Genomic DNA, 21,782 nt, shown 5'->3' on the forward strand with positions numbered 1-21,782 from the left:
AATACTACGGCTGTGATTATTCGACTCGGTTGTTATCGATCCGTAATTTAGGCCAGATGGCTAGCCAGTTTTTCTTAGCTAGACGAGACTCATAAATGGCAGTAAGCGATTTATTGTCGATAAAGGTTGGTGTCGGCCGTATGATCATGTTTAGGACATCTTCAATCCCATGACGAGCAGTCAGAATAAGGTTATTATGTTTATCCAAATGCACGCCTAAGGCAGTTGCGGTTTCTGGGAATTTGGAAATGGCATCCTCAGATGAAGTATAGGGAGGCAAGTCGTTGACCAGATGCATTCTAGCTTGATTCTTGACTGACCAAGGGACGTTGGGGTGCAAACGGTTTAACTTCGCTTCCAATCTCTTTTCTTCGGTTTCAGAGAGATCGTTTGGATCGAAATAGATGACATCTATATCAGGAGTAGCTGTTCGTGATACGAAATCATGTAGGACATCCCATATTTTCCCTCTCACAAAGCCGGCACAAATCCACCAATCTGGCAGTCCCAACGTTCTCACAGTCGATAAAATATCCATCATCCACCGATCCTCATGAATGAAGTGAAGAATGTCATTCTCGTTCCTTATGGGCATGACAATTGTCCTTTCACAATAGATTATTTGAACGTACGATGGTCATTTCGTGCAAATTTTAAGCCAAATTATCAATAGCATAAACGCAATCTTTGCGGTATGCTAGTAGAAAATTAAGAACGCTATCCATCTTCGTTCGAGCAGAAGGAGTTAAGATTAATGAATTTTACGAAAATGCATGGACTCGGCAATGATTTTATCGTCGTTGAGGGAGAAAGTAAATTACCAGCGAATGCAGCTGAGCTTGCCGAGCAATTGTGCAATCGTTTCTTCGGTATAGGCGCAGATGGTCTGGTATATATTTTACCTTCCGAGAAGGCTGATTTTCGCATGAGAATTATGAATTCCGATGGTTCGGAAGCCGAGCAATGCGGGAATGCGATTCGCTGTGTCTCCAAATATGTGTATGATAATGGTTTAACCGATAAAGAAAACATTACAATTGAAACATTGGGTGCCGGCGTGCAGCAGGTTCAACTTAAGGTCGTTGATGGCAAAGTGGAGTCCGTGCGAGTAGATATGGGACAGCCCATTCTGAATGGTCTCCAGGTGCCAACTACAGTCGATGCGAACCCGGTCATTAACCACTCTATTGAAGTGGATGGACGTGAGTTTCATTTTACAGCGGTATCTATGGGCAATCCGCATTGTGTCATCTATGTGGATGATGCAGTGAATTTTGATCTCAACACATGGGGACCTAAACTTGAAGTTCATCCCCTGTTTCCGCGTAAAATCAATGTGGAATTCGTGACCGTTCGTTCGCGTGATTTCACCGATATGCGTGTGTGGGAACGCGGTGCTGGCCCAACGCTGGCTTGCGGCACTGGCGCTTGTGCGACAGTCGTTTCTTCTGTGCTAAATGGATTCACGGACCGCACAGCAACCGTATCGCTTAAAGGTGGCGATCTGCTAATTGAATGGAATGAGGCGGATAATCACGTCTATATGACTGGACCAGCTTCAGAAGTGTACCGCGGTACACTATAAGGATAACATGAGGGAGTTTTGACAATGAAACCGGATTTACGGGAAGCGTTAAAGACGCGCATCTTGACCGGCGACGGAGCGATGGGAACCTATCTGTATCAGATGGGGTTCCCTGTCGGCGTTTCATATGAAGAGTTTAATTTGCTTCGTCCGAATGTAATCGAGGACCTGCATCGTCGTTACTATGAAGCAGGTGCCAGAATTATTGAAACGAATACGTTCTCTGCCAACTATGAAAGCTTATCTCGCTACGGACTTGATACGGATGTAGAAGCCATTAACCGAGCTGGTGTAGAAATCGCTCGTTCAGCTGTAGGCAGCGATGCATATGTAGTCGGCGCCATCGGCTCAATTCGTGCAGGTAAACGCAAAAACATACGTTCCAACCAATTAACCCAATCTTTTCACCAACAAATTGACGCACTGCTGAGCGCGGGTGCAGACGGTCTCCTGCTTGAGACTTTTTATGATTTAGAAGAAGTATTACTGGCGCTTCGACTTATTCGCAAGGTGTCTAACATTCCAGTCATCTGCCAATTTGCAGTTGAGAAGGAAGCGGTAACACAGGATGGTCATACGCTTGCAGTTGCCTTTGAAACGCTGCGTCTTGAAGGAGCAGATGTCGTTGGATTTAATTGTCGCAGCGGTCCTAATGGGATTATGCGGGCGATTGACTCGATTCACGCAGAGGTGAAGCTTCCTTTATCCGTATTTCCGAACGCGGGTATTCCCGATTATGTCGATGGCAAATATATGTATACCGCTTCACCTGAATATTTTGCTGAATCAGCACGTAAATTTGCTGATCGCGGCGCTCGTATTATAGGCGGCTGTTGTGGAACAACGCCAGAGCATATTGCTGCAATTGCCGCAGCACTTGACGGTTACCAGCCTCAGCCAGTTGCGATCGATCTTCAACCTCCTGATGAAAAGCAGCGTCCTGTAATTACGATTACCGCACCTTCTACACAAGAGGTTACCCCAGCGGATACTAAACAGGAGCCGTCGATTGTCGATTTGGTTAAGCAGCGGCATACAGTAATCGTTGAGCTTGATCCGCCTCGCGATCTGGATATCCGCAAATTTATGGATGGCGCGAAGGCCTTGAAAGCTATTAAAGCCGACGCTGTAACGTTAGCGGATAACTCACTTGCCGTAACTCGAATGAGCAATCTCGCGCTTGCTTCGCTTATTCAGCAGCAGGTTGGCATTAAACCGCTCGTTCATATTGCTTGCCGTGATCGCAACCTAGTGGGTACGCAGTCGCATCTGATGGGTCTAGATGCACTTGATATTGACCATGTGCTTGCGGTTACAGGAGATCCTGCCAGGTTTGGTGACTTGCCTGATTCGAGCTCTGTTTACGATTTAACATCCTTCGAGATGATTCGTATGATCAAACAGCTTAACGAGGGTGTCTCGTTCTCTGGGAAACCGCTTAAACAAAAGGCGAAGTTTATAACTGGCGCTGCTTTTAATCCGAATGTCAAATACTTGGACAAAGCAGTCACTCGTCTGGAGAGAAAGATCGCTTCCGGAGCCGATTATATTATGACGCAGCCGGTGTATGACAAAGAATTAATCATTCGTATGGCGGAAGCAGTCAAGCACTTATCTATTCCTGTATTTATCGGCATCATGCCGCTCGCAAGCGGTAGAAATGCGGAATATTTGCATAATGAAGTTCCGGGAATTCAGCTCTCGGACGAGGTTCGCCAGCGTATGGCTGGTCTTGAAGGTGAAGCAGGTCGCGCGGAAGGCGTTCGAATAGCGGAGGAACTGCTAGATACTGCTATGCAGCATTTTAATGGGATATACTTGATTACTCCATTTATGTTCTATGAAATGACCGTCCAGCTGACAGATTATGTGTGGAGGAAAACGGGTATTTAAGGAATGAATCTCGGTTTTACTCCCGTTTACGCTTTGACACTTGTTCATCATTCAAAAATGAATTAGAATAAGATAATGGATCTACCTGCCATGCTGGTAAATGGACAATCGAGGACAGGCTAGAGACTAGTTTGCACGGATTGATCCTCTACTGAGTTGGCCGAACGTATGCTCCGGACTTATTTCGTCAAGAATAATGCAAGATGTCTGTCATGTTCATTATTCGGGCAGAATGGTTGACTCCATCATTCTTGCATTTATTTATACATCGTGTGCAGTGTAGCACTGCTTGCACGAGAGAGACCGGAGGGGAACCTGGCGTGGCTATTAAATTAATTAATATCGGTTTCGGGAACATTGTTTCGGCAAACCGCATTATTTCCATCGTAAGTCCAGAATCGGCACCAATTAAACGAATTATTCAAGAAGCACGCGATCGTCATATGCTGATTGATGCAACATATGGCAGGCGTACACGCGCTGTTATTATTACGGACAGCGATCACGTTATTCTATCAGCTGTACAACCAGAGACGGTTGCACACCGATTATCAACTAAGGATGACGATCACGACGAATAGTGACGGGGAGTATTATGAACAAAGGATTGTTAATTGTATTATCCGGCCCATCGGGCGTAGGTAAAGGTACTGTCTGTTCTGAGCTAAGAAACAAACAAAATGATCTCGTTTATTCCGTTTCGGCAACAACACGTGTTCCACGCCAAGGTGAGATCGATGGCGTTAACTATTTTTTCAAATCCAGAGAGCAGTTTCAAGATATGATTGCTAGGGACGCATTGCTCGAGCATGCAGAGTACGTGGGTAACTACTATGGTACACCGCGTGACTTTGTGGAACGGACACTTGCATCGGGCAAAGATATCATTCTTGAAATTGAAGTGCAGGGTGCACTTAAAGTAAAAGAAAAATTCCCACAAGGAGTTTTTGTTTTTCTTGTGCCGCCATCCTTGGATGAACTGAAACATCGGATAACGGGTCGTGGCACGGAGAATTCCGATGTTATTGATTCTCGCATGTCCGTAGCCGTTCAAGAAATGAGTTTAATCCGCTATTATGATTACGCGGTAGTCAATGATCAAATTGATTCCGCTTGTCATCGTATACAGAGCATTATTACAGCAGAGCATTGTCGTAAAGACCGGTTTATATCTGAACTTGAATCGGTGAAAGAAGCTTCAGAAAAAGCTTGAACGGGGTGAGAAATCGTGTTATATCCATCAATTGATGAAATGATGAAAAAAGTAGACAGCAAATATTCACTTGTTGTCGCAGCATCAAGACGGGCAAGATTGCTCAGAGATGGCGGTAAGACGGACCTACGCGCTCCTAAGTCTCACAAATTCGTCGGCGTTGCACTTGAAGAAATTTACAATGACATTTTACTTGTTGAGAGCTCAGGCAATCCGCAGGAATAGGGATGAATGAGTCAAGCGTAACCAATAACAACCTTAGGGTTGTTATTTTTTTACGATTTGACCCTATGCACGAAAGAAGAACGCTTGATTTTAAAGCTTCGGAATATGTGGAGGGGGCTGTACATAGTGCTGAAAGGGAAAACGATTGTACTTGGAGTCTCTGGTGGAATCGCAGCTTATAAAGCGGCGTCACTGTGCAGTAAACTCGTGCAGGCCGGTGCCAATGTTCATGTCATTATGACGGAATCGGCAACCAAATTCATTACACCGCTTACGCTGCAGACGCTTTCGCGTAATCCCGTTTACTTAGATACATTCGATGAATTTAATCCTTCTGTAGTTTCTCATATCGATTTGGCAGATCGTGCAGACCTAGTTGTTATCGCACCCGCCACGGCCAATATTTTAGCGAAAATGGCACATGGACTAGCTGACGATATGCTCAGTACGACTTTGCTTGCTGCGACCGCGCAAGTACTAGTGGCACCTGCAATGAATGTTCACATGTATGCTCACCCGGCTGTAGAGCATAACATGGAGCTACTTGCTCAGCGCGGGGTTCGATTCATTGAGCCTGGTACAGGTCAGCTTGCTTGCGGCTATGTCGGTAAAGGAAGACTCGCAGAACCTGAAGATATCGTTCATGCTGTCGAGCAATGGTTTGCTTCTAGTAATGAATTAGCGGGCAAACGTATTCTTGTTACAGCGGGTGGAACCGTAGAAAGACTTGATCCTGTCCGTTACTTAACGAATGATTCCTCAGGCAAGATGGGGTTCGCCATAGCGGAGGCAGCGGCTAATCGAGGTGCTGAAGTGACCTTAATCGCAGCCCGCAATACGGTTGAAACATTGGAAGGCGTTCAAATTATTCAAGTAGAGACAGCTGAAGAAATGCTGCAAGCGGTATTAAGTCGGTTCGAACAAACGGATATTGTTATCAAAGCGGCAGCTGTAGCAGATTATAGACCCGTCGTGCGAGCCTCAACTAAAATGAAAAAAAATGACGGCCATTTAGTCATTGAGCTGGAGCGAACAACTGATATTTTGCAAACGCTAGGTGAAATGAAAAAAGGACAGTTCCTCGTAGGTTTTGCAGCAGAGACTGAGCAGGTCGAGCATTATGCAATGGACAAGCTTCGTCGCAAACATTGTGATCTCGTTGTTGCTAATGACGTTTCTGTAGAAGGCGCAGGTTTCAACGTCGACACGAATATTGTTAAGGTATTTGGTGAAGAAGGCCTAGTGGAAACCATGCCTCTTCTGCAAAAGAGAGAAGTGGCGAATCTACTTCTTTCTCTCGTTGCACAACGTATGACGCTCGCGGCCAAGGAGGCCGATGAATGATTGCGCAAGTCATTGTAGATGTGCCGAGCCGTCAGACGGATCGGCCTTTTGACTATGAAATACCTGCCGATCTCGAAGGTTGGGTAGAGGTAGGCAGCAGAGTTGGTGTACCCTTCGGAGGGAGAGTCGTACAGGGATTTGTTGTAGGTGTCACGGAATTCACTGACGTTAATTATGCAAAGCTTAAGCCCATTACTGAATTGCTTGATCACACACCTCCACTCTCACCTGATTTAATCGAACTGGCTCAATGGATAAGCGATAAATATTGCTGCGCCTTAACCACTTCCTTACAAGTCATGATCCCAGCTGCTCTAAAAGGAAAAGCGGATACGGTTGTTTCCATCAATGAGGACGATGTGGAGTCCTCGGGTTCTCTGATTTCCTATGAAGGTGAATGGATGGACTATCTTCGAAGGAATGGCGGTAGTTCCCGGTTATCAGCCTTGCAGCAGCGCTTTTCCTCGGATGCGGGAGCGATCAAACAAGCGATTCGAGAGGGTATCTTGACAGAGCAGGTTTCTATTCGTGATCGAATGGCTGTACGTAAAGTCCTCACCGTATTCCCTCCGGAAGATCGGGTATCAGCGCTTGATGCACTCGCGACATTCCCGGCTAGAGCAGCCAAGCAGCGAGAAGTGCTGCGTTATATGCTGGAGCGGGATAAACCGACAGCCATGCAGACTGTTGTAGAAGAGGTTCCAACAACCTCAGCAACTGTTAAAGCGTTAGTAGACAAAGGATTTATTGCCTTACGAGGTGTCGAGCATAATCGCGATCCATATGCGGGACGTGAATTTCATAGAACTGTTGCTTTACCGTTAACCGAAGGACAACAGGATGTTTATGGTGACATTGTAGCCGCGCTTGATTCTGTTGATCCTCGTGTTTTTTTATTGCATGGGGTGACTGGAAGTGGGAAAACTGAAGTTTATTTGCAAACTATTGCGCATTGCTTGAAATCTGGAAGACAAGCCATTGTACTTGTGCCAGAGATTTCCTTGACACCGCAGATGGTTGAGCGTTTCAAAGGCCGCTTCGGGGATGAAGTCGCCGTTCTTCACAGTCGCTTATCCAATGGGGAGCGCTATGACGAGTGGCGTAAAATTCGGGAACGCCGGGCGAGTGTGGCGGTTGGCGCGAGGTCAGCGGTGTTTGCACCTTTCGAACGGATTGGTCTTATTATTATTGATGAGGAGCATGAATCCTCTTATAAACAAGAGGAAACGCCAAAATATCATGCGCGAGACGTTGCAATAAGACGTGCTCGTCAGCATGGAGCTGCTGTTGTCTTAGGCTCGGCTACACCCTCATTAGAGAGCTTCGCTGCTGCTACCAGAGGCGGGCTGTCAGCATCAACTGATGCTGCGCGTTCATCAGCAGCTCTACTGCCGATGCCCAATCGGGTTGGGATGCGTCCAATGCCGCAGGTTCATCTCGTTGATATGAGGGAAGAGTTGAAGGAAGGGAATCGCTCGATGTTTAGCCGGCAGCTGCATGAGGCACTGCAGCTTCGTTTGGAGCGTGGCGAACAATCTGTATTGCTTCTTAATCGCAGGGGGTATTCAACATTTGTCATGTGCCGCTCTTGCGGTTATACGGCATTATGTCCGCATTGCGATATTTCCTTGACCTATCATCAAAAGTCTCGTGTGCTTCGCTGCCACTATTGCGGTCATTCGGAGCAAGCACCGACCAAATGTCCGACATGTGAAAGTGAGCATATTCGTTTTTTCGGCACAGGGACGCAGCGGGTCGAGGAAGAGCTATCCAAGCTATTCCCGGGCATTCGAGTGATTCGGATGGATGTCGACACCACGACCGAGAAGGGTTCGCATGAGAAATGGCTGAATTTATTCGGTGAGCGGAAGGCAGATGTTCTGCTTGGTACTCAGATGGTTGCCAAAGGGCTTGATTTTCCATATGTTACACTAGTAGGCGTAATCGCTGCGGATACCTCGCTGCATCTACCGGATTTTCGTGCTGCGGAGAAGACTTTTCAACTGCTTACGCAGGTGGCCGGTCGGGCTGGGCGGCATGAATTGCTTGGAGAGGTTATTGTTCAAACCTACAACCCTGACCATTATGCGATTACGACAGCGCAGAATCATGATTATGAGGCATTTGTCCAGGAAGAGCTGCGACATCGGAGATTTATGGCTTATCCACCGTTCTGTAGGCTCATTCTTGTTACCCTTTCAGATGAACAGCTGGCTGTATTAATTACAACAGGGGAGAAGTTTGCCTCTCTGGTCAGGAAGCTCGTATCGGAAGCAGGCGTGCGAAGTTCAGATGAAGGCGACGGGAGTCGGTATATTGATATTCTGGGTCCGGTTGCCTCACCGATCCCGCGGATAAAGGATCGCTATCGTTTTCAATGTATGTTAAAATATCGTGGAAACGTTGATGCAGTGGGCATTTTGAAGCAAGCTATCCTTACTTTATCAGCTCCCAAAGGTCAGCCTCCAGTTCAGATAAGTGTGGATGTTGATCCCCAGGTTATTATATAGCACACGTATCGCAACAACTTGTCGTATGTATCCGATGAGAGTTCTTGCTTAAAACGTACTGTAATCAGCACTTATTGGCAGAGCTCGCAACAACTTAGCATATGCTTCCGATGAGAGTTCTTGCTTAAAACGTACTGTAATCAGCACTTATTTGGCAGGGCTCGCAACAACTAAGCATATGCTTTCGAAGAGAGTTCTTGCTTAAATCGTGCTGTAACCAGCACGATTGGCAGGGCTCGCAACAACTTTTAGGAGGGTTTAAAATGGCAATCAGGCTTATTGTTAAAGATCCGGATCCTGTTCTTCGGGAGAAGGCAATGGAAGTAACAAAATTTAATTCTAATTTGCATAAATTATTGACCGATATGGCGGAGACGATGTACGACGCAGAGGGTGTTGGTCTTGCAGCACCTCAAGTTGCGATTTCTAAACGTGTCATCGTTGTTGACGTTGGCGATGATCATGGTCTGATCGAGATGGTGAATCCCAAGATCGTCGAGATGGACGGCGAACAGCTTGGTCCAGAAGGCTGCCTTAGCATCAACAATTTGAATGGTGACGTTCGTCGCGCTCAGCGCATCAAGGTAAAAGGGTTCGACCGTAACGGATTTCCTTATGAGCTTGAAGCGACCGATTTCTTAGCAAGAGCCTTCCAGCATGAAGTGGATCACTTGAATGGCATTTTATTTACAGATATTGCGGAAACCATCTATGATGTATCGGCTAGACCACCACATCAGCCTGGAGAGTGACAGCATGAGAATCATATTCATGGGAACGCCTGCATTCGCTGTTGCTTCACTTGAAGCTCTGCTTAAGGCCGGACACGAAATTGTCCTCGTTGTCACACAGCCTGATCGGCCAAAGGGTCGTAAAAAAACACTCACACCGCCTCCTGTTAAAGATGCGGCGATTTTTCACGGGCTTGAGGTGGCACAGCCAGAGCGACTTCGAAGCTCGGATACGGTGGCACAAATTGTTGAGCTTCGCCCTGATCTAATTGTTACAGCTGCTTACGGTCAAATTCTGCCTAAAGCAGTTCTAGATGCACCAAGGCTGGGCTGTATCAACGTTCATGGTTCTCTATTGCCGCAATACCGCGGCGGGGCACCTATACAGCGCTCGATTATCAACGGTGAAACCTTAACAGGTGTGACCATTATGTATATGGCAGAGGGTCTTGATACCGGTGACATGATTAGCCGTGTTGAAGTTCCAATTGCGAATGAGGATACCTCAGGAACACTCTTTGAGAAATTAACGATTGCTGGAGCGGACCTCCTCATGCAAACTTTACCCTCAATTGAAAATGAAACCGTACAAGCGACTCCTCAGAATCATTCGGAAGCGACATACGCACCGAATTTGACACGTGAGGATGAGCGAATTCAATGGAGCCAATCAGCTAGCAATATCTATAATCAAGTTCGCGGATTATCGCCGATGGCTGGGGCATTTACGATTTGGAATGAGGAAGCGTTCAAGGTCTGGGGATGTACGCCGCTGGAAGGCGGCTCTGTTTCATCATCCGCCCAGCCTGGAACCGTTATTGAAACATCCGATGCCGGTATCGTCGTACAGACCGGTGAAGGCAGACTCCTTCTTACTCTCATTCAACCAGCAGGGAAGAAAGCAATGCCAGCAGTCGAATGGCTTAAGGGTGCAAGACTTCCAGCAGGAACGGTATTCGGCAGAGGTGAAGCTTGAACGGCCGCAAGCAGGGCAGTGTAGCGCCGATGAAGCAGACAAAACAGACGAAGCGATTAACTGCACGCGAAGTAGCGCTTAATACGCTTGTCAAAGTGGCCGAAGCTGGAGCATACAGTAACTTACAGTTAAACCGAGCGCTTCAGGATGCAGAGCTATCTCGTCAAGATGCCGGTCTTGCTACTGAGCTTGTGTATGGAACGATACAATTTCAACGAACGCTTGATGATACCCTTCGCAAGTTGATTGCAAATGACTTTAACAAGCTAACACCTTGGGTCCTTCAACTGCTGCGAATGAGTGCTTATCAAATGCTCTATCTGGACCGTATACCTGCACATGCAGCCGTGAATGAAGCGGTTCAAATCGCCAAAAAACGAGGTCATTCTGGTATTTCCGGAATGGTGAATGCTGTACTTCGTAATACGGAACGTCGCCTTGCTGAGCTAAAGCTGCCGAATGATAATCCTGATCCTATTAATCGAATTGGGATTACACATTCCTATCCGAATTGGCTTGTCAAGCGATGGATTAAGGTTTATGGAGAAGAACAAACGGAGGCTATTTGCGCGGCTGGTAATGAAGTACCACACGCTAGCTTGAGAGTGAACCCTTTAAACATCTCAAGGGACAAAGCATTAGAGCTTCTTGCTACAACTGGATATGAAGCGCAGCCCTCACCTGTAACTCCTTATGGCATTATTGTAAAGGGTGGCGGAAACCTCACACAGACGGATGGCTATATCAACGGGCTGTGGTCGATGCAGGATGAGAGCTCGATGCTTGTGGCTGAGGTGTGTGCGCCTTCTCCGGGAATGCGAGTATTAGATTGCTGCGCAGCTCCTGGCGGCAAGACTTCTCATCTTGCAGAACTAATGGACAACCAAGGTATGGTAATTGCTAATGATGTACACCCTCATAAGAAGAACCTTATTGAGGAGCAGGCGCAGCGGCTCGGTCTAACTTCAGTAGAAGCTGTGACCGGAGATGCACTAGAATTAGCTTCCCGATTCGAAGCAGATTCCTTTGATCTGGTACTGCTTGATGCGCCTTGCTCAGGCTTCGGAGTTATCAGACGAAAGCCAGAGATTAAATGGACCAAGTCGGTGGAAGATGTAAAAGCGATTGCTGAACTTCAGAGTCGTTTGATTAAAGAAGCAGCAAAGCTGGTCAAGCCTGGCGGTACGCTTGTCTATAGTACATGTACAATAGAGCGTGAAGAGAATGAAGCGCAAGTCGCTTCCTTTTTAAGTGAAAATGAGGCCTTCGAGCTGGATAAGGCATGGCCGGATCAGCTGCTGGCAACACTGCGCTCTGCTGCAGTGATTGACGAATCATTCGAAGGAACTGCACAGCTGCTTCCTCAGCATTTTGGAAGTGACGGCTTTTTTATTGCACGTCTCAAACGAATGCAATAGATTCATTTCGCTGCACTAGGCCATGAAGTTAACTTTGGAAAACGCCCATGACACCGTGAAGTGGTCTGTCATGGGCGTTTGTGGTAAAATGAAAAACGGCGGGCTTAAAACCGCACTATACATTTTGATAGAAACAGGTGTGATACGATGAAACCGTTCATCTACGACTATACGTTAGAAGATCTACAAGCTTGGATGAAAGAAAACGATGAGCCGACTTTTCGTGCAGGACAATTGTTCGAATGGCTTTATGTGAAACGCGTTAACAACTTCGAAGACATGAGTAACCTCTCTAAGGCGCTCCGTCAAAAATTAGTCGATCAATTCCAGTTTGTGACACTTACTGAGATCACACGGTTTGAGTCCAAGGACGGAACAATCAAATTCTTGTTCGGTTTACATGACAACCATGCGATTGAAACGGTAATTATGCGTCACAATTATGGCAACAGCATCTGTGTGACCACACAGGTTGGCTGCCGGATCGGCTGTACATTCTGTGCTTCGACCCTAGGCGGGTTGAAACGGAATTTGACAGGCGGCGAAATTATTGCTCAGGTTGTCGTTGCTCAGCAAATGCTAGATGCCACCAATGAGCGCGTATCAAGCATTGTTATCATGGGTTCTGGAGAGCCGTTCGAGAACTATGATGAGACGATGAAATTCCTTCGTATGATGATTCATGAGAAGGGCCTGAATATCGGTCAACGTCATATTACAGTTTCAACGAGTGGAATTGTACCAAGCATGTACAAATTTGCTGAAGAGAACACGCAGATTAATTTGGCCATCTCTATCCATGCACCCAATGATAAGCTGCGTTCTAAGCTTATGCCGGTTAACCGGAGATTCCCATTTGAGGATGTAATGGAAGCTTGCCATAATTACATTGCCAAAACAGGCCGTCGTATTACGTTCGAATACGCATTAATTGGTGGTGTCAATGATCAAAGCGAGCATGCTCAGGAGCTTGCCGATGTATTGAAAGGGATGCTGTGCCACGTTAACTTGATTCCAGTTAACCACGTGCCTGAGCGTGATTATGTTCGGACACCGCGTGAACAAATTTTTGAGTTTCACCGCATTTTAGAACGCAATAAAATTAGTGTAACCATCCGCAGAGAGCAAGGACATGATATCGCAGCGGCATGCGGACAATTACGTGCTAAACATATGGAGTCAACGGTGGGGTGATCGATAATGAAGGTAGCTTATCGCAGCGACATTGGGCGAATTCGCCTAGTAAATGAAGATCGTGGTTGGGCGGAGCAGTCAGAGACCGGCCTTGCTTTTGCCATCGTAGCTGATGGTATGGGAGGTCACCAGGCTGGAGACGTAGCTAGTCAGCTTGCAATCGACACATTCCGTGAAGTGCTTCAAGGGACAACAGCAGCACATTCGCTAGACGAACGTAAGGTGCTTATTCGACAAGCGATTTTACAGGCGAATGAAGTTGTTTTTGACATGGCTTCACGCAATGATCAGTATCATAATATGGGTACAACCGTCGTAGCCGCACTTCTTCAAACAGAGAATGGCGTTATCGGTCATATTGGTGATAGTCGTGCGTACAAATGGAGAGACGGGGTTTTGTCCCAACTGACGGAAGATCACACACTCGTTAACGAGCTTGTGAAATCCGGACAAATAACCAGCGAAGAAGCAATTAATCATCCCCGGCGTAATGTGCTCACACGGGCATTAGGTACGGATGCGCAGGTTGAAGTAGACGTGAGAGGAATTCCTTGGGCGCCCGGCGATCTGCTCTTGCTGTGCAGCGACGGCCTGACCAACATGGTTAGCGTTCAGGAAATGACAGAGACGTTCCTGCTAGACGAGCTGGATTTGGACGGTAAAGCGGACAGGCTCGTTCAATTGGCGCTGCAAGCCGGCGGAGATGATAACATTACCGTCGTTCTGATGCATCATGCCGAAGACACAAAGCAAGAGGAGTGACCGACATGATAGGACATGAATTAGGCGGACGCTATGAGATCATTACCCGCATCGGCGGGGGTGGCATGGCCTTAGTCTATAAAGCACATGATATTTTATTGAATCGGAATGTTGCCGTGAAGGTACTTCGCCAACAATTTGTTCATGATGAAGAGTTTATTCGTCGTTTTCGTCGTGAAGCACAATCAGCTGCGGCTCTTTCTCATCCGAATGTCGTAAGCATTTACGATGTCGGACAAGAGGACGAGACGCATTATATTGTTATGGAATATGTAGAGGGTCACAATCTCAACGAGATTATACAGGAGCGGGCGCCACTACAGGTTGAAGAGGCGGTCCGAATTGCCAGTCAAATTTGTGATGCTTTGGAGCATGCTCATCATAATCAAATTATTCATCGCGATATAAAGCCTCATAATATATTGATTGGTAAGAACGGTCGTGTGAAAGTAACAGATTTCGGTATTGCCCGTGCGGTTACATCGTCCACGATTACACAGACAGGCTCTGTGTTGGGATCGGTTCATTATTTCTCGCCTGAGCATGCGAAAGGCGTCAGTACAGGAGAAAAGTCTGACTTGTACTCGCTTGGTATTGTCTTGTACCAGATGCTGACGGGAAACTTGCCGTTTCTGGGTGAAAGTCCAATCAGTGTGGCGCTCAAGCATCTACAGGAGACGTTCGAGGAACCGCGGATTATTAATCCATACATACCTCAAAGCGTTGAGAATATTATATTACGCGCAATGCGTAAAAATCCAAATGAACGATATGCATCCGCTGATGTGATGCTTCGCGATCTTGAAACCTGTCTGAAGCCGGACCGACTCATGGAGCCGAAGGTCACGTTCAATAGTGATAGTCCTGATTTTGATGAGACTCGGGTCATGCCTGCTATTCGCGGCAGCATCTCAGAAACGATTGCTGCGCCGGTCGTAGGTAATCGTCCAGAGAAGACTGTTGTAGATACGGACACGTCCAGTCGCTGGGATTCCAAAGGCTTGGATGAGCCACGCAAGCGCAAATGGTTAAAGCCAGTTGTTACTGTCGCCACGACGTTAATTATTATTGCACTTGTATATTGGGGCGCACAAACTGTACTGGGCTGGTTCGATATCGAGGAAGTGGACGTGCCTTATGTCGTGAACCAAACGGAGACGAATGCTCGCGCTATGCTTGAAAAAGCAGGGTTAAAGGTGGAAGAGCCGACCGTTTATTTAGAGAAAGAGGGAATTGCAAAGGATATCGTCTATGAGCAATCCAAACCGAACCAGCGTGTTAAGGTAGGCTCGTTAATTAAACTATATGTAAGCACAGGTCCCAAAATGGAAACGATAGTGGATTATAAAGGTAAGTCATACGACGATACCGTAGCCAGTCTTGTTGCATTGGGTGTTCCTGGGGAACAGATTAGCAAAGATGAAGAATTTAGCGATGAAGCACCTGGTACAGTCATAAAGCAAACGCCTGAGCCGGGGGGACAATTTGATCCGAAGACGACCACTTTCTCCTTTACCGTTAGCCAAGGAAAAGAAACCATATCAATGCCTAAATTAACGGACAAGAATGAAAATGAAGCCATCGCTTTACTGAAATCTGAAGGACTTGTGATTAACAAAACAGATATTGTTCGTGCACCAAGTTATAAAGAAATTGGTACTGTAATTGCACAGTATCCATATGAACCGGGTGCGAAGGTCTCCAAGGGCGCCGAGGTCACGTTGACGGTCAGCTCTGGATTCCCAAAGGATGCGCTCGAATATACGTTTAATATCATGATTTCACCAGCTGTAGCGAACAAAACCAGCGAGATTCGAATTGTTTATTCCGACGCTCGAGGAGAGAATATCGAGTGGGGTAAACGCAAAATAAAAGATGTTCAGACATTCTCTGTGAAGGTCGTGCTTGATCCAAACACGGAAGCAAAAGTAAGTATTATCAGAGATGGTCAATTCGTCGATACATTCGCTAAAAATTATGAAGAAGTAAGATCAGGCGCTGCTTCTACGCCTGAATCTGTGCCGGGCACAGATACCCCTCCAGCAGATGTGCCAGCACAAACCGAGGAGAGTAACCCAGATGGCAGCACAACCACGAACACGGTCACAACACCTTAGTAATGGAACCGATGAAGGGCAGGTCGGTCGTATCGTCAAAGCGTTAAGCGGATATTATTATGTCCTTCCGTTAGAAGCAGAGATGGATTCCAAACCGATTCAATGTCGAGCACGAGGGATATTTAGAAAGAATGACGAATCACCGCTTGTCGGTGATTTGGTTCGTTATGAACGGACGGAGAATGGGGAAGGGGCGGTCAATTCAATCTTGCCCCGCATCTCTGAGCTAATTCGTCCACAGGTAGCCAACATTGATCTTGCAGTGCTTGTTTTCTCCGTCACGGAGCCAGCTTTGAATCTGCAGCTTCTTGATAAATTTCTTGTACACATCGAGCATGCAGGTATTGATGCGGTGTTGTGCCTGAGTAAGCAAGATTTGACCGAGGAAGGCAAGGGTTCAGAAGAGGCTCGACAATCGATGGAGGAAGTTCTACGTATCTACCAGCCAATTGGCTACGATGTTCTAGTGACAAGCTCTAGACAAGGTGAAGGTACCTCTGCCCTGTTAGAGCGCTTGAAGGGGCATCTAGCCGTGTTCGCTGGTCAGTCGGGTGTTGGGAAGTCTTCTTTGCTCAATGCGCTTGTACCTGGCTTGACGCTCGAGACGAACGCTATTAGTAACAGACTTGGGCGCGGTAAGCATACGACTCGTCATGTGGAGCTGATTAATATCGGTGGCAGCTACGTAGCCGATACGCCAGGCTTCAGTCAACTGGACTTCGCGGAGCTAGGCATCGAGGAGCTTGGAAGCTGCTTCAGGGAGATGCGAGAGCTGTCATCAGATTGCAAATTTCGTGGCTGCACACATACGCATGAACCTGACTGCGCAGTGCTTCGTGCTGTTGCGGCTGGCGAGATAGCGGCTACCCGTCACGATAACTATGTATTGTTTTTGGCCGAAATGAAAGAGAAAAAGCGGAGGTACTGACATGTCTATCATTGCACCATCCATTTTATCGGCAGACTTTGCCTCATTAGCAGAAGATATTAAAGACGTGGAACATGCGGGTGCTGATTGGATTCATATTGATGTGATGGACGGTCATTTCGTACCGAATCTAACGTTCGGACCGCTTGTTGTAAGTGCCGTAAGATCGTATACAAAGCTTACTTTTGACGTTCATTTGATGATTCAGCGTCCTGAAGAATATATTGCCGCATTCATTGCTGCAGGAGCTGATCGCATAACCGTTCATGCTGAAGCATGTATTCATCTTCATCGGGTCATTCATCTAATTAAGGAAGCCGGTCTGCCTGCTGGCGTTGCGCTTAACCCCGCTACACCTTTAAGTGCAATCGAGAATATACTTGATGATCTTGACTTGGTTCTAATCATGACGGTTAATCCTGGGTTCGGTGGGCAACAATTTATCCCGCAGTCTCTGGAGAAGATAAGACAGCTTAAGGGGATGCTTGAAGCAAGAGGCTTGCATCAAACTTATATTCAGGTTGATGGAGGCATAAACAGCCATACAGCAGCTTTGGTAAGAGAAGCGGGTGCACATGTATTAGTCGCTGGCAACGCTGTATTCACTCAACAAGATCGTGCTGCTGCGATTGCTTCACTAAGATAGGGGGCGATAACGATGGGAGAGCGTGTCAAAACCATCTTTCTTCTCCTTCTCTATTCGCTGATCTGCGGCTTGCTGCTTTCAATCTTTCCTGTCATCGCAAGCCCAATCCGCTATGTATTTTCATTGTTGGCTCTGGTTCTCGGCATTTATAGTTTTCGTCGATTCGAGTCGATTCGTTCGAGGATTTTGCTTTGTGTTCTGGCGATTGTGTTCTTTATCTTGTTCACATTTATAATCGCAGCGGTTACTTATTTGAAGACAAACCCGCCAACTTAAATGTTCAATCGGTAAGGAGAACTGCTCCCTGCCCAACAATGGAATAGGACAGTCCAGCACCGCATAGTATGGTTACATGAACGAAGGTTCTTGTAGCCTTTTTTTATTGCCTAATTTAGGAAGGTGAAGGAGCCGTTTCGGAGGATGAATGGCAGATAAGCATTATAGCGACTGGATTGGAATAGAATGAACGGGACGGATGCGGAAGGAACATCTTTTAGGAGGGGTGGAGCATGAAATTCTACACAATTAAACTACCGAAATTTCTGGGCGGATTCGTTAAAGCGATTTTGAATACGTTCCAAAAAAATTAACGCCTATGAAGCAAGCCGGTATCAGTATCGAAATCAAGCATGCGGAGTCCCTTATACAGAAGACGGCGGTGATTGGAACAGCTGTCTTTTGTGCTACGATATGCAAAAAAGCACCTGATTCAATCAGGTGCTTTTTGTCCATGGCTTAATGCCGTTATACGCGAGTAACTTTACCAGCTTTAAGAGCACGTGTGCTAACGTAAACGCGTTTCGGTTTGCCGTCAACTAGAATGCGAACTTTTTGAACGTTAACGCCCCAAGTGCGGCGGTTTTTGTTGTTAGCGTGTGATACGTGGTTACCTGATCCAGGGCTTTTGCCCGTAAGGAAACATTTGCGTGACATGGAATACACCTCCCTTGAAGACCCATGCAATTAAACAGACTCCAATATAATAGCATATTATAGTCCATCCATCAAGCGTTTGAAAGTACCTTCTTATGATGGATAAGGGCGATAAAAGCAGATAATAGACGTATAGTAGGGACTGGACTTCTAAATCGTCGTTATTTATAGTACAATGTTGATTAGTCCATAAGATAAACGGTGAAGGAGTGGTATCCATGCCTCTACAGATTGCTACAGAACTGGGAAATGTATTCATTACGGACCACGTAGTCTCCGTTCTAGCCGGTTCGGCGGCACTGGACTGTTATGGACTTGTTGGTATGGCTTCAAGAAAACAGCTTAAAGATGGAATTGCAGAACTGCTAGGCCGGGACAACTTGTCACGCGGTGTAGAAGTTCGCCGAGAGAATGAACAAATACACATTGATCTATACATCATCGTGAGCTATGGTACAAAAATATCTGAAGTGGCGCATAACATTCAGTCTAAAGTGAAGTATGTGCTAAATGATGTAGTTGGCATTAAGGTTGACTATGTTAATATTTTTGTGCAAGGCGTGCGTGTATCTCGGTAGGAAGGGGAATCATCGCTTGACTAAACGTTCAATTAACGGATCTGACTTGGCGAGTATGGTGCATAGTGGTGCGGAATGTTTACAACGTCATGTTGAACACATTAATGCACTTAATGTATTTCCAGTACCCGATGGAGATACCGGAACCAATATGAATTTAACAATGACTACGGGAACCCGTGAATTGAATAGCAAACCTTCACAGTCTGCTGGAAAAGTTGCGGAAGCGCTTTCCAAAGGATTGCTAATGGGGGCACGCGGCAACTCTGGTGTTATATTGTCCCAGCTTTTTCGAGGATTTGCAAAAAGTATCGCTGCACAAGAGCAAATTGATCCGATTCAGTTTGCTGCAGCCCTGCAAAATGGTGTTGATATGGCATACAAGGCTGTCGTAAAGCCTGTTGAGGGAACTATTCTGACTGTTGCCAAGGATACGGCTAAACATGCGGTCTCCTATGCGAGACGAGCAACCGATATGGTCGATTTGATGCGTGAGGTTCATGAGCGGGCGAATGAATCACTTCAGCGTACGCCAGATTTGCTTCCTGTTCTCAAACAAGTGGGCGTCGTCGATTCAGGCGGACAAGGTCTTGTTTTCATATATGAGGGCTTTCTTAGAGCTTTGTCCAGTGATCGTGCTTCGGATGAATATAATAACGCTATTTCGATGGAATCCGCTTTGCCAGAAGCCTATAAAGCTGCTTTACCTATCAAGCCAGCGTTTACACCTTCACTACCAAATCTTAAGAGTGCTCAATCCCAATTGTCTACGGAGACTATTGAATTTCTATATGATATGGAATTCTTTATCAATCGCAAGCTAGCAGGTCGTAGTGTGCTTCGATTTGATGAAGCGTTGTACAAAGGCATGCTAAGCAGAGATGGAGATTCCATACTGGTTATAACCGATGATGAAGTCATTAAAGTTCATGTTCACACACGCAAGCCTGGTGATGTTCTGAACCATTCACTTCCTTACGGAGAATTAACCGACATTCATATTCTTAATATGCGTCAGCAGCATCGGGACTTACTTCTCCTTAATGAACAGTCAGGCGTTGCCTTACAGGATGAAAACATACAGCACGAAGCCGTAGTTACATCTAGCGTGGAGGATGATGCTCTAGGACTTGCTGTTCCAGAGGTGCTGACAGGTACGCCGGCACATCAAGTTCCAGCTGGTCAGGCCCATGAAGCAGCCCCCTTTGGGATTATTGCCGTCGCTATGGGAGAAGGAATCCGATCCATTTTCCTTGAGAATAACGTAGATGTTGTATTGTCAGGCGGGCAAACGATGAATCCCTCAACGGAGGACTTTGTCAATGCAATCGCAACGCTATCTACGGAGTATATCTACTTGCTGCCTAACAATGGGAATATCATTCTGGCCGCACAGCAGGCAGCTGATCTATCCGGCAGGAATGTAATCGTTATCCCTTCCAAGACTATTCCGCAGGGACTTGCTGCTATGCTCGCTTTCATGGATGAAGCTACGGCTGAAGAGAACGCGGAAGCGATGAAACAGGCAGTGTCCCAGGTTCGATCAGGTCAGGTGACACATGCCGTTCGAGACACGGTTATAGATGGGATCGAGATTCAAGAGGGCGATTATATTGGTATTCTTGAGAAATCGATTGTAACGGCATCGCCAAGTCTCCAGGAAGCCTGCAGTGAGCTGTTAATTGCGATGTTAGAGGACGGCGGCGAGCTTGTTACGATATTGACTGGTGAGCAGGCTGACGGAGAAGAGACGGCTGCATTAGTTGATTGGATAAAGTCGGCATATCCAGAAGCTGAATTGGAAGTGCATGAAGGCGGACAACCGCTGTATCCATATCTTTTTGCAGTGGAATAGGGGTGATTAGTGATGAGCCAAGTGAAAATCGTGACAGATAGCACATCAGATATTCCTAAGCGTGTCCGTGAACAGCTCGATATTGAAATGGTTCCATTACAAGTGATATTTGGTGAAGAAACCTATTTGGATGCGAAGACAATCAGCGCAAGCCAATTTTATGAGAAGTTGATGGCGTCAACAACGCTTCCTACGACCTCGCAGCCATCGCCAGCCGAGTTTGAGGAGACCTATCAGAGGATCCTACAGAAGAATCCGGGCTCACCTATTATTTCCATTCACATCTCATCGGCAATTAGCGGGACATATCAATCTGCGGTGCTCGGTTCTACCCTATTAGAAGAACCAAGTGAACGTGATATTACTGTGATCGATTCAAAATCAGCTTCATATGGTGCAGGCATGCTCGTCGTGAAGGCAGCTGAAATGGCTGCGGCAGGTGAATCCAAAGAAGCCATTTTGAAGGAAATCGATCGAATCAGTAAGGATCAACGACTCTATTTCTTCGTCGATTCCCTGGAATATCTACAGAAGGGTGGTCGAATTGGCAAAGCAGCCGCTTTGTTCGGTTCGATTCTGAATATTAAACCCATTCTTTCCTTAGATGAGGCTGGTACGGTAATTGTCATCGATAAGGTGCGTGGAACTAATAAAGCAATGAGTCGGTTTATTGAGCTTTTTAAGCATGATTTTGGTAATGATCCCGTTGAGATGACGGTAGCTTGGTCATTTAAGAGCGAGGTTGCACTTGAGCTTGCAGCTCTGGCGCAAACACAGCTAAACGTACGTAATATACGGCAAACTGAGATCGGAGCAGTAATCGGCACACATGTCGGTCCGGGTACTGCTGCGCTATTTATAAGCCGGGTGTGAG

22 protein-coding genes are annotated in these 21,782 nt (G+C 46.4%); 20 read left to right on the plus strand and 2 right to left on the minus strand.

Going from position 1 to position 21,782, the window contains the following annotated elements:
- Nucleotides 1-16 precede the first annotated feature (16 nt).
- Nucleotides 17-595, minus strand: coding sequence for a nucleotidyltransferase family protein (locus EKN16_RS04785; RefSeq protein WP_125654121.1), 579 nt, complete (start codon nucleotides 593-595; stop codon nucleotides 17-19).
- A 159-nt stretch (nucleotides 596-754) separates the two neighbouring features.
- On the opposite strand from EKN16_RS04785, the gene dapF reads away from it, so the two are divergent.
- The 17 genes from dapF to spoVM all read left to right on the plus strand — a co-directional run bounded on the left by dapF (nucleotide 755) and on the right by spoVM (nucleotide 18,132).
- The gene (gene dapF / locus EKN16_RS04790) at nucleotides 755-1,585 is read left to right on the plus strand and encodes a diaminopimelate epimerase (protein ID WP_125654123.1); all 831 of its coding nucleotides are present in this window, start codon (nucleotides 755-757) and stop codon (nucleotides 1,583-1,585) included.
- 24 nt (nucleotides 1,586-1,609) lie between these two features.
- On the plus strand, nucleotides 1,610-3,478 hold the full coding sequence (locus EKN16_RS04795) for a bifunctional homocysteine S-methyltransferase/methylenetetrahydrofolate reductase (protein WP_125654125.1): 1,869 nt from the start codon (nucleotides 1,610-1,612) through the stop codon (nucleotides 3,476-3,478).
- 320 nt (nucleotides 3,479-3,798) lie between these two features.
- On the plus strand, nucleotides 3,799-4,059 hold the full coding sequence (gene remA, locus EKN16_RS04800; protein WP_020615370.1) for an extracellular matrix/biofilm regulator RemA: 261 nt from the start codon (nucleotides 3,799-3,801) through the stop codon (nucleotides 4,057-4,059).
- A gap of 14 nt (nucleotides 4,060-4,073) precedes the next feature.
- The gene (gene gmk / locus EKN16_RS04805; protein ID WP_125654127.1) at nucleotides 4,074-4,691 is read left to right on the plus strand and encodes a guanylate kinase; all 618 of its coding nucleotides are present in this window, start codon (nucleotides 4,074-4,076) and stop codon (nucleotides 4,689-4,691) included.
- Between the two features lie 15 nt (nucleotides 4,692-4,706).
- A complete protein-coding gene (gene rpoZ, locus EKN16_RS04810) occupies nucleotides 4,707-4,916 on the plus strand; it encodes a DNA-directed RNA polymerase subunit omega (RefSeq protein WP_125654129.1) in 210 nt (69 codons plus the stop codon).
- Between the two features lie 126 nt (nucleotides 4,917-5,042).
- Nucleotides 5,043-6,260 carry a bifunctional phosphopantothenoylcysteine decarboxylase/phosphopantothenate--cysteine ligase CoaBC gene (gene coaBC / locus EKN16_RS04815; RefSeq protein WP_125654131.1) on the plus strand — a complete coding sequence of 406 codons (1,218 nt, stop codon included), beginning with the start codon at nucleotides 5,043-5,045 and terminating at the stop codon, nucleotides 6,258-6,260.
- A complete protein-coding gene (gene priA / locus EKN16_RS04820) occupies nucleotides 6,257-8,770 on the plus strand; it encodes a primosomal protein N' (protein WP_125654133.1) in 2,514 nt (837 codons plus the stop codon). Before coaBC ends, priA begins: the two co-directional genes overlap by 4 nt.
- Nucleotides 8,771-9,033: 263 nt before the next feature.
- Nucleotides 9,034-9,522 (plus strand): peptide deformylase, encoded by a 489-nt coding sequence (gene def / locus EKN16_RS04825; protein WP_125654135.1) that lies wholly within the window; start codon nucleotides 9,034-9,036, stop codon nucleotides 9,520-9,522.
- A 4-nt stretch (nucleotides 9,523-9,526) separates the two neighbouring features.
- The gene (fmt, locus tag EKN16_RS04830) at nucleotides 9,527-10,477 is read left to right on the plus strand and encodes a methionyl-tRNA formyltransferase (RefSeq protein ID WP_125654137.1); all 951 of its coding nucleotides are present in this window, start codon (nucleotides 9,527-9,529) and stop codon (nucleotides 10,475-10,477) included.
- Complete coding sequence (gene rsmB, locus EKN16_RS04835; protein ID WP_375782021.1) at nucleotides 10,474-11,895, plus strand: 16S rRNA (cytosine(967)-C(5))-methyltransferase RsmB; 1,422 nt, start codon at nucleotides 10,474-10,476, stop codon at nucleotides 11,893-11,895. The genes fmt and rsmB overlap by 4 nt, the downstream gene beginning before the upstream one ends.
- 147 nt (nucleotides 11,896-12,042) lie before the next feature.
- Nucleotides 12,043-13,089 (plus strand): dual-specificity RNA methyltransferase RlmN, encoded by a 1,047-nt coding sequence (gene rlmN / locus EKN16_RS04840; protein ID WP_125654141.1) that lies wholly within the window; start codon nucleotides 12,043-12,045, stop codon nucleotides 13,087-13,089.
- 6 nt (nucleotides 13,090-13,095) lie between these two features.
- Nucleotides 13,096-13,851 carry a Stp1/IreP family PP2C-type Ser/Thr phosphatase gene (locus EKN16_RS04845; protein WP_179955594.1) on the plus strand — a complete coding sequence of 252 codons (756 nt, stop codon included), beginning with the start codon at nucleotides 13,096-13,098 and terminating at the stop codon, nucleotides 13,849-13,851.
- 5 nt (nucleotides 13,852-13,856) lie between these two features.
- Nucleotides 13,857-15,968 (plus strand): Stk1 family PASTA domain-containing Ser/Thr kinase, encoded by a 2,112-nt coding sequence (gene pknB / locus EKN16_RS04850; RefSeq protein ID WP_125654145.1) that lies wholly within the window; start codon nucleotides 13,857-13,859, stop codon nucleotides 15,966-15,968.
- 82 nt (nucleotides 15,969-16,050) lie between these two features.
- Nucleotides 16,051-16,896: a ribosome small subunit-dependent GTPase A gene (gene rsgA, locus EKN16_RS04855; RefSeq protein ID WP_375782025.1), complete on the plus strand. Its 846-nt coding sequence runs from the start codon at nucleotides 16,051-16,053 to the stop codon at nucleotides 16,894-16,896.
- A gap of 1 nt (nucleotide 16,897) precedes the next feature.
- On the plus strand, nucleotides 16,898-17,542 hold the full coding sequence (rpe, locus tag EKN16_RS04860) for a ribulose-phosphate 3-epimerase (RefSeq protein ID WP_125654149.1): 645 nt from the start codon (nucleotides 16,898-16,900) through the stop codon (nucleotides 17,540-17,542).
- 12 nt (nucleotides 17,543-17,554) lie between these two features.
- Nucleotides 17,555-17,818 carry a hypothetical protein gene (locus EKN16_RS04865; RefSeq protein ID WP_125654151.1) on the plus strand — a complete coding sequence of 88 codons (264 nt, stop codon included), beginning with the start codon at nucleotides 17,555-17,557 and terminating at the stop codon, nucleotides 17,816-17,818.
- A 233-nt stretch (nucleotides 17,819-18,051) separates the two neighbouring features.
- On the plus strand, nucleotides 18,052-18,132 hold the full coding sequence (gene spoVM, locus EKN16_RS04870) for a stage V sporulation protein SpoVM (RefSeq protein ID WP_010345573.1): 81 nt from the start codon (nucleotides 18,052-18,054) through the stop codon (nucleotides 18,130-18,132).
- 154 nt (nucleotides 18,133-18,286) lie between these two features.
- On the opposite strand, the gene rpmB is transcribed toward spoVM, so the two are convergent.
- Complete coding sequence (gene rpmB / locus EKN16_RS04875; RefSeq protein WP_125654153.1) at nucleotides 18,287-18,475, minus strand: 50S ribosomal protein L28; 189 nt, start codon at nucleotides 18,473-18,475, stop codon at nucleotides 18,287-18,289.
- A gap of 218 nt (nucleotides 18,476-18,693) precedes the next feature.
- On the opposite strand from rpmB, the gene EKN16_RS04880 reads away from it, so the two are divergent.
- Genes EKN16_RS04880 through EKN16_RS04890 form a run of 3 tightly spaced genes read left to right on the plus strand, consistent with a single transcriptional unit; the run spans nucleotide 18,694 to nucleotide 21,781 of the window.
- Nucleotides 18,694-19,053: an Asp23/Gls24 family envelope stress response protein gene (locus EKN16_RS04880; protein WP_125654155.1), complete on the plus strand. Its 360-nt coding sequence runs from the start codon at nucleotides 18,694-18,696 to the stop codon at nucleotides 19,051-19,053.
- 55 nt (nucleotides 19,054-19,108) lie between these two features.
- Entirely contained in the window at nucleotides 19,109-20,908 is a 1,800-nt protein-coding gene (locus tag EKN16_RS04885) for a DAK2 domain-containing protein (protein ID WP_125665858.1), read from the plus strand.
- A 12-nt stretch (nucleotides 20,909-20,920) separates the two neighbouring features.
- A complete protein-coding gene (locus tag EKN16_RS04890) occupies nucleotides 20,921-21,781 on the plus strand; it encodes a DegV family protein (RefSeq protein ID WP_125654157.1) in 861 nt (286 codons plus the stop codon).
- Nucleotide 21,782: the final 1 nt, after the last annotated feature.

Origin of the sequence: Paenibacillus baekrokdamisoli, from assembly GCF_003945345.1 — a bacterium.
Taxonomy (GTDB): Bacteria; Bacillota; Bacilli; order Paenibacillales; family Paenibacillaceae; genus Paenibacillus_Z; species Paenibacillus_Z baekrokdamisoli.

Bases quoted from the DNA above. Each gene is read 5' to 3' on its own strand.
- EKN16_RS04880 (WP_125654155.1), top strand. From the start codon at position 18,694: ATGCCTCTACAGATTGCTACAGAACTGGGAAATGTATTCATTACGGAC.
- EKN16_RS04890 (WP_125654157.1), top strand. From the start codon at position 20,921: ATGAGCCAAGTGAAAATCGTGACAGATAGCACATCAGATATTCCTAAG.
- rpe (WP_125654149.1), top strand. From the start codon at position 16,898: ATGTCTATCATTGCACCATCCATTTTATCGGCAGACTTTGCCTCATTA.
- gmk (WP_125654127.1), top strand. From the start codon at position 4,074: ATGAACAAAGGATTGTTAATTGTATTATCCGGCCCATCGGGCGTAGGT.
- EKN16_RS04885 (WP_125665858.1), top strand. From the start codon at position 19,109: ATGGTGCATAGTGGTGCGGAATGTTTACAACGTCATGTTGAACACATT.
- EKN16_RS04865 (WP_125654151.1), top strand. From the start codon at position 17,555: ATGGGAGAGCGTGTCAAAACCATCTTTCTTCTCCTTCTCTATTCGCTG.
- def (WP_125654135.1), top strand. From the start codon at position 9,034: ATGGCAATCAGGCTTATTGTTAAAGATCCGGATCCTGTTCTTCGGGAG.
- fmt (WP_125654137.1), top strand. From the start codon at position 9,527: ATGAGAATCATATTCATGGGAACGCCTGCATTCGCTGTTGCTTCACTT.
- rpmB (WP_125654153.1), bottom strand. From the start codon at position 18,475: ATGTCACGCAAATGTTTCCTTACGGGCAAAAGCCCTGGATCAGGTAAC.
- rsgA (WP_375782025.1), top strand. From the start codon at position 16,051: ATGGATTCCAAACCGATTCAATGTCGAGCACGAGGGATATTTAGAAAG.
- EKN16_RS04795 (WP_125654125.1), top strand. From the start codon at position 1,610: ATGAAACCGGATTTACGGGAAGCGTTAAAGACGCGCATCTTGACCGGC.
- EKN16_RS04785 (WP_125654121.1), bottom strand. From the start codon at position 595: ATGCCCATAAGGAACGAGAATGACATTCTTCACTTCATTCATGAGGAT.
- priA (WP_125654133.1), top strand. From the start codon at position 6,257: ATGATTGCGCAAGTCATTGTAGATGTGCCGAGCCGTCAGACGGATCGG.
- pknB (WP_125654145.1), top strand. From the start codon at position 13,857: ATGATAGGACATGAATTAGGCGGACGCTATGAGATCATTACCCGCATC.
- spoVM (WP_010345573.1), top strand. From the start codon at position 18,052: ATGAAATTCTACACAATTAAACTACCGAAATTTCTGGGCGGATTCGTT.
- dapF (WP_125654123.1), top strand. From the start codon at position 755: ATGAATTTTACGAAAATGCATGGACTCGGCAATGATTTTATCGTCGTT.
- EKN16_RS04845 (WP_179955594.1), top strand. From the start codon at position 13,096: ATGAAGGTAGCTTATCGCAGCGACATTGGGCGAATTCGCCTAGTAAAT.
- rlmN (WP_125654141.1), top strand. From the start codon at position 12,043: ATGAAACCGTTCATCTACGACTATACGTTAGAAGATCTACAAGCTTGG.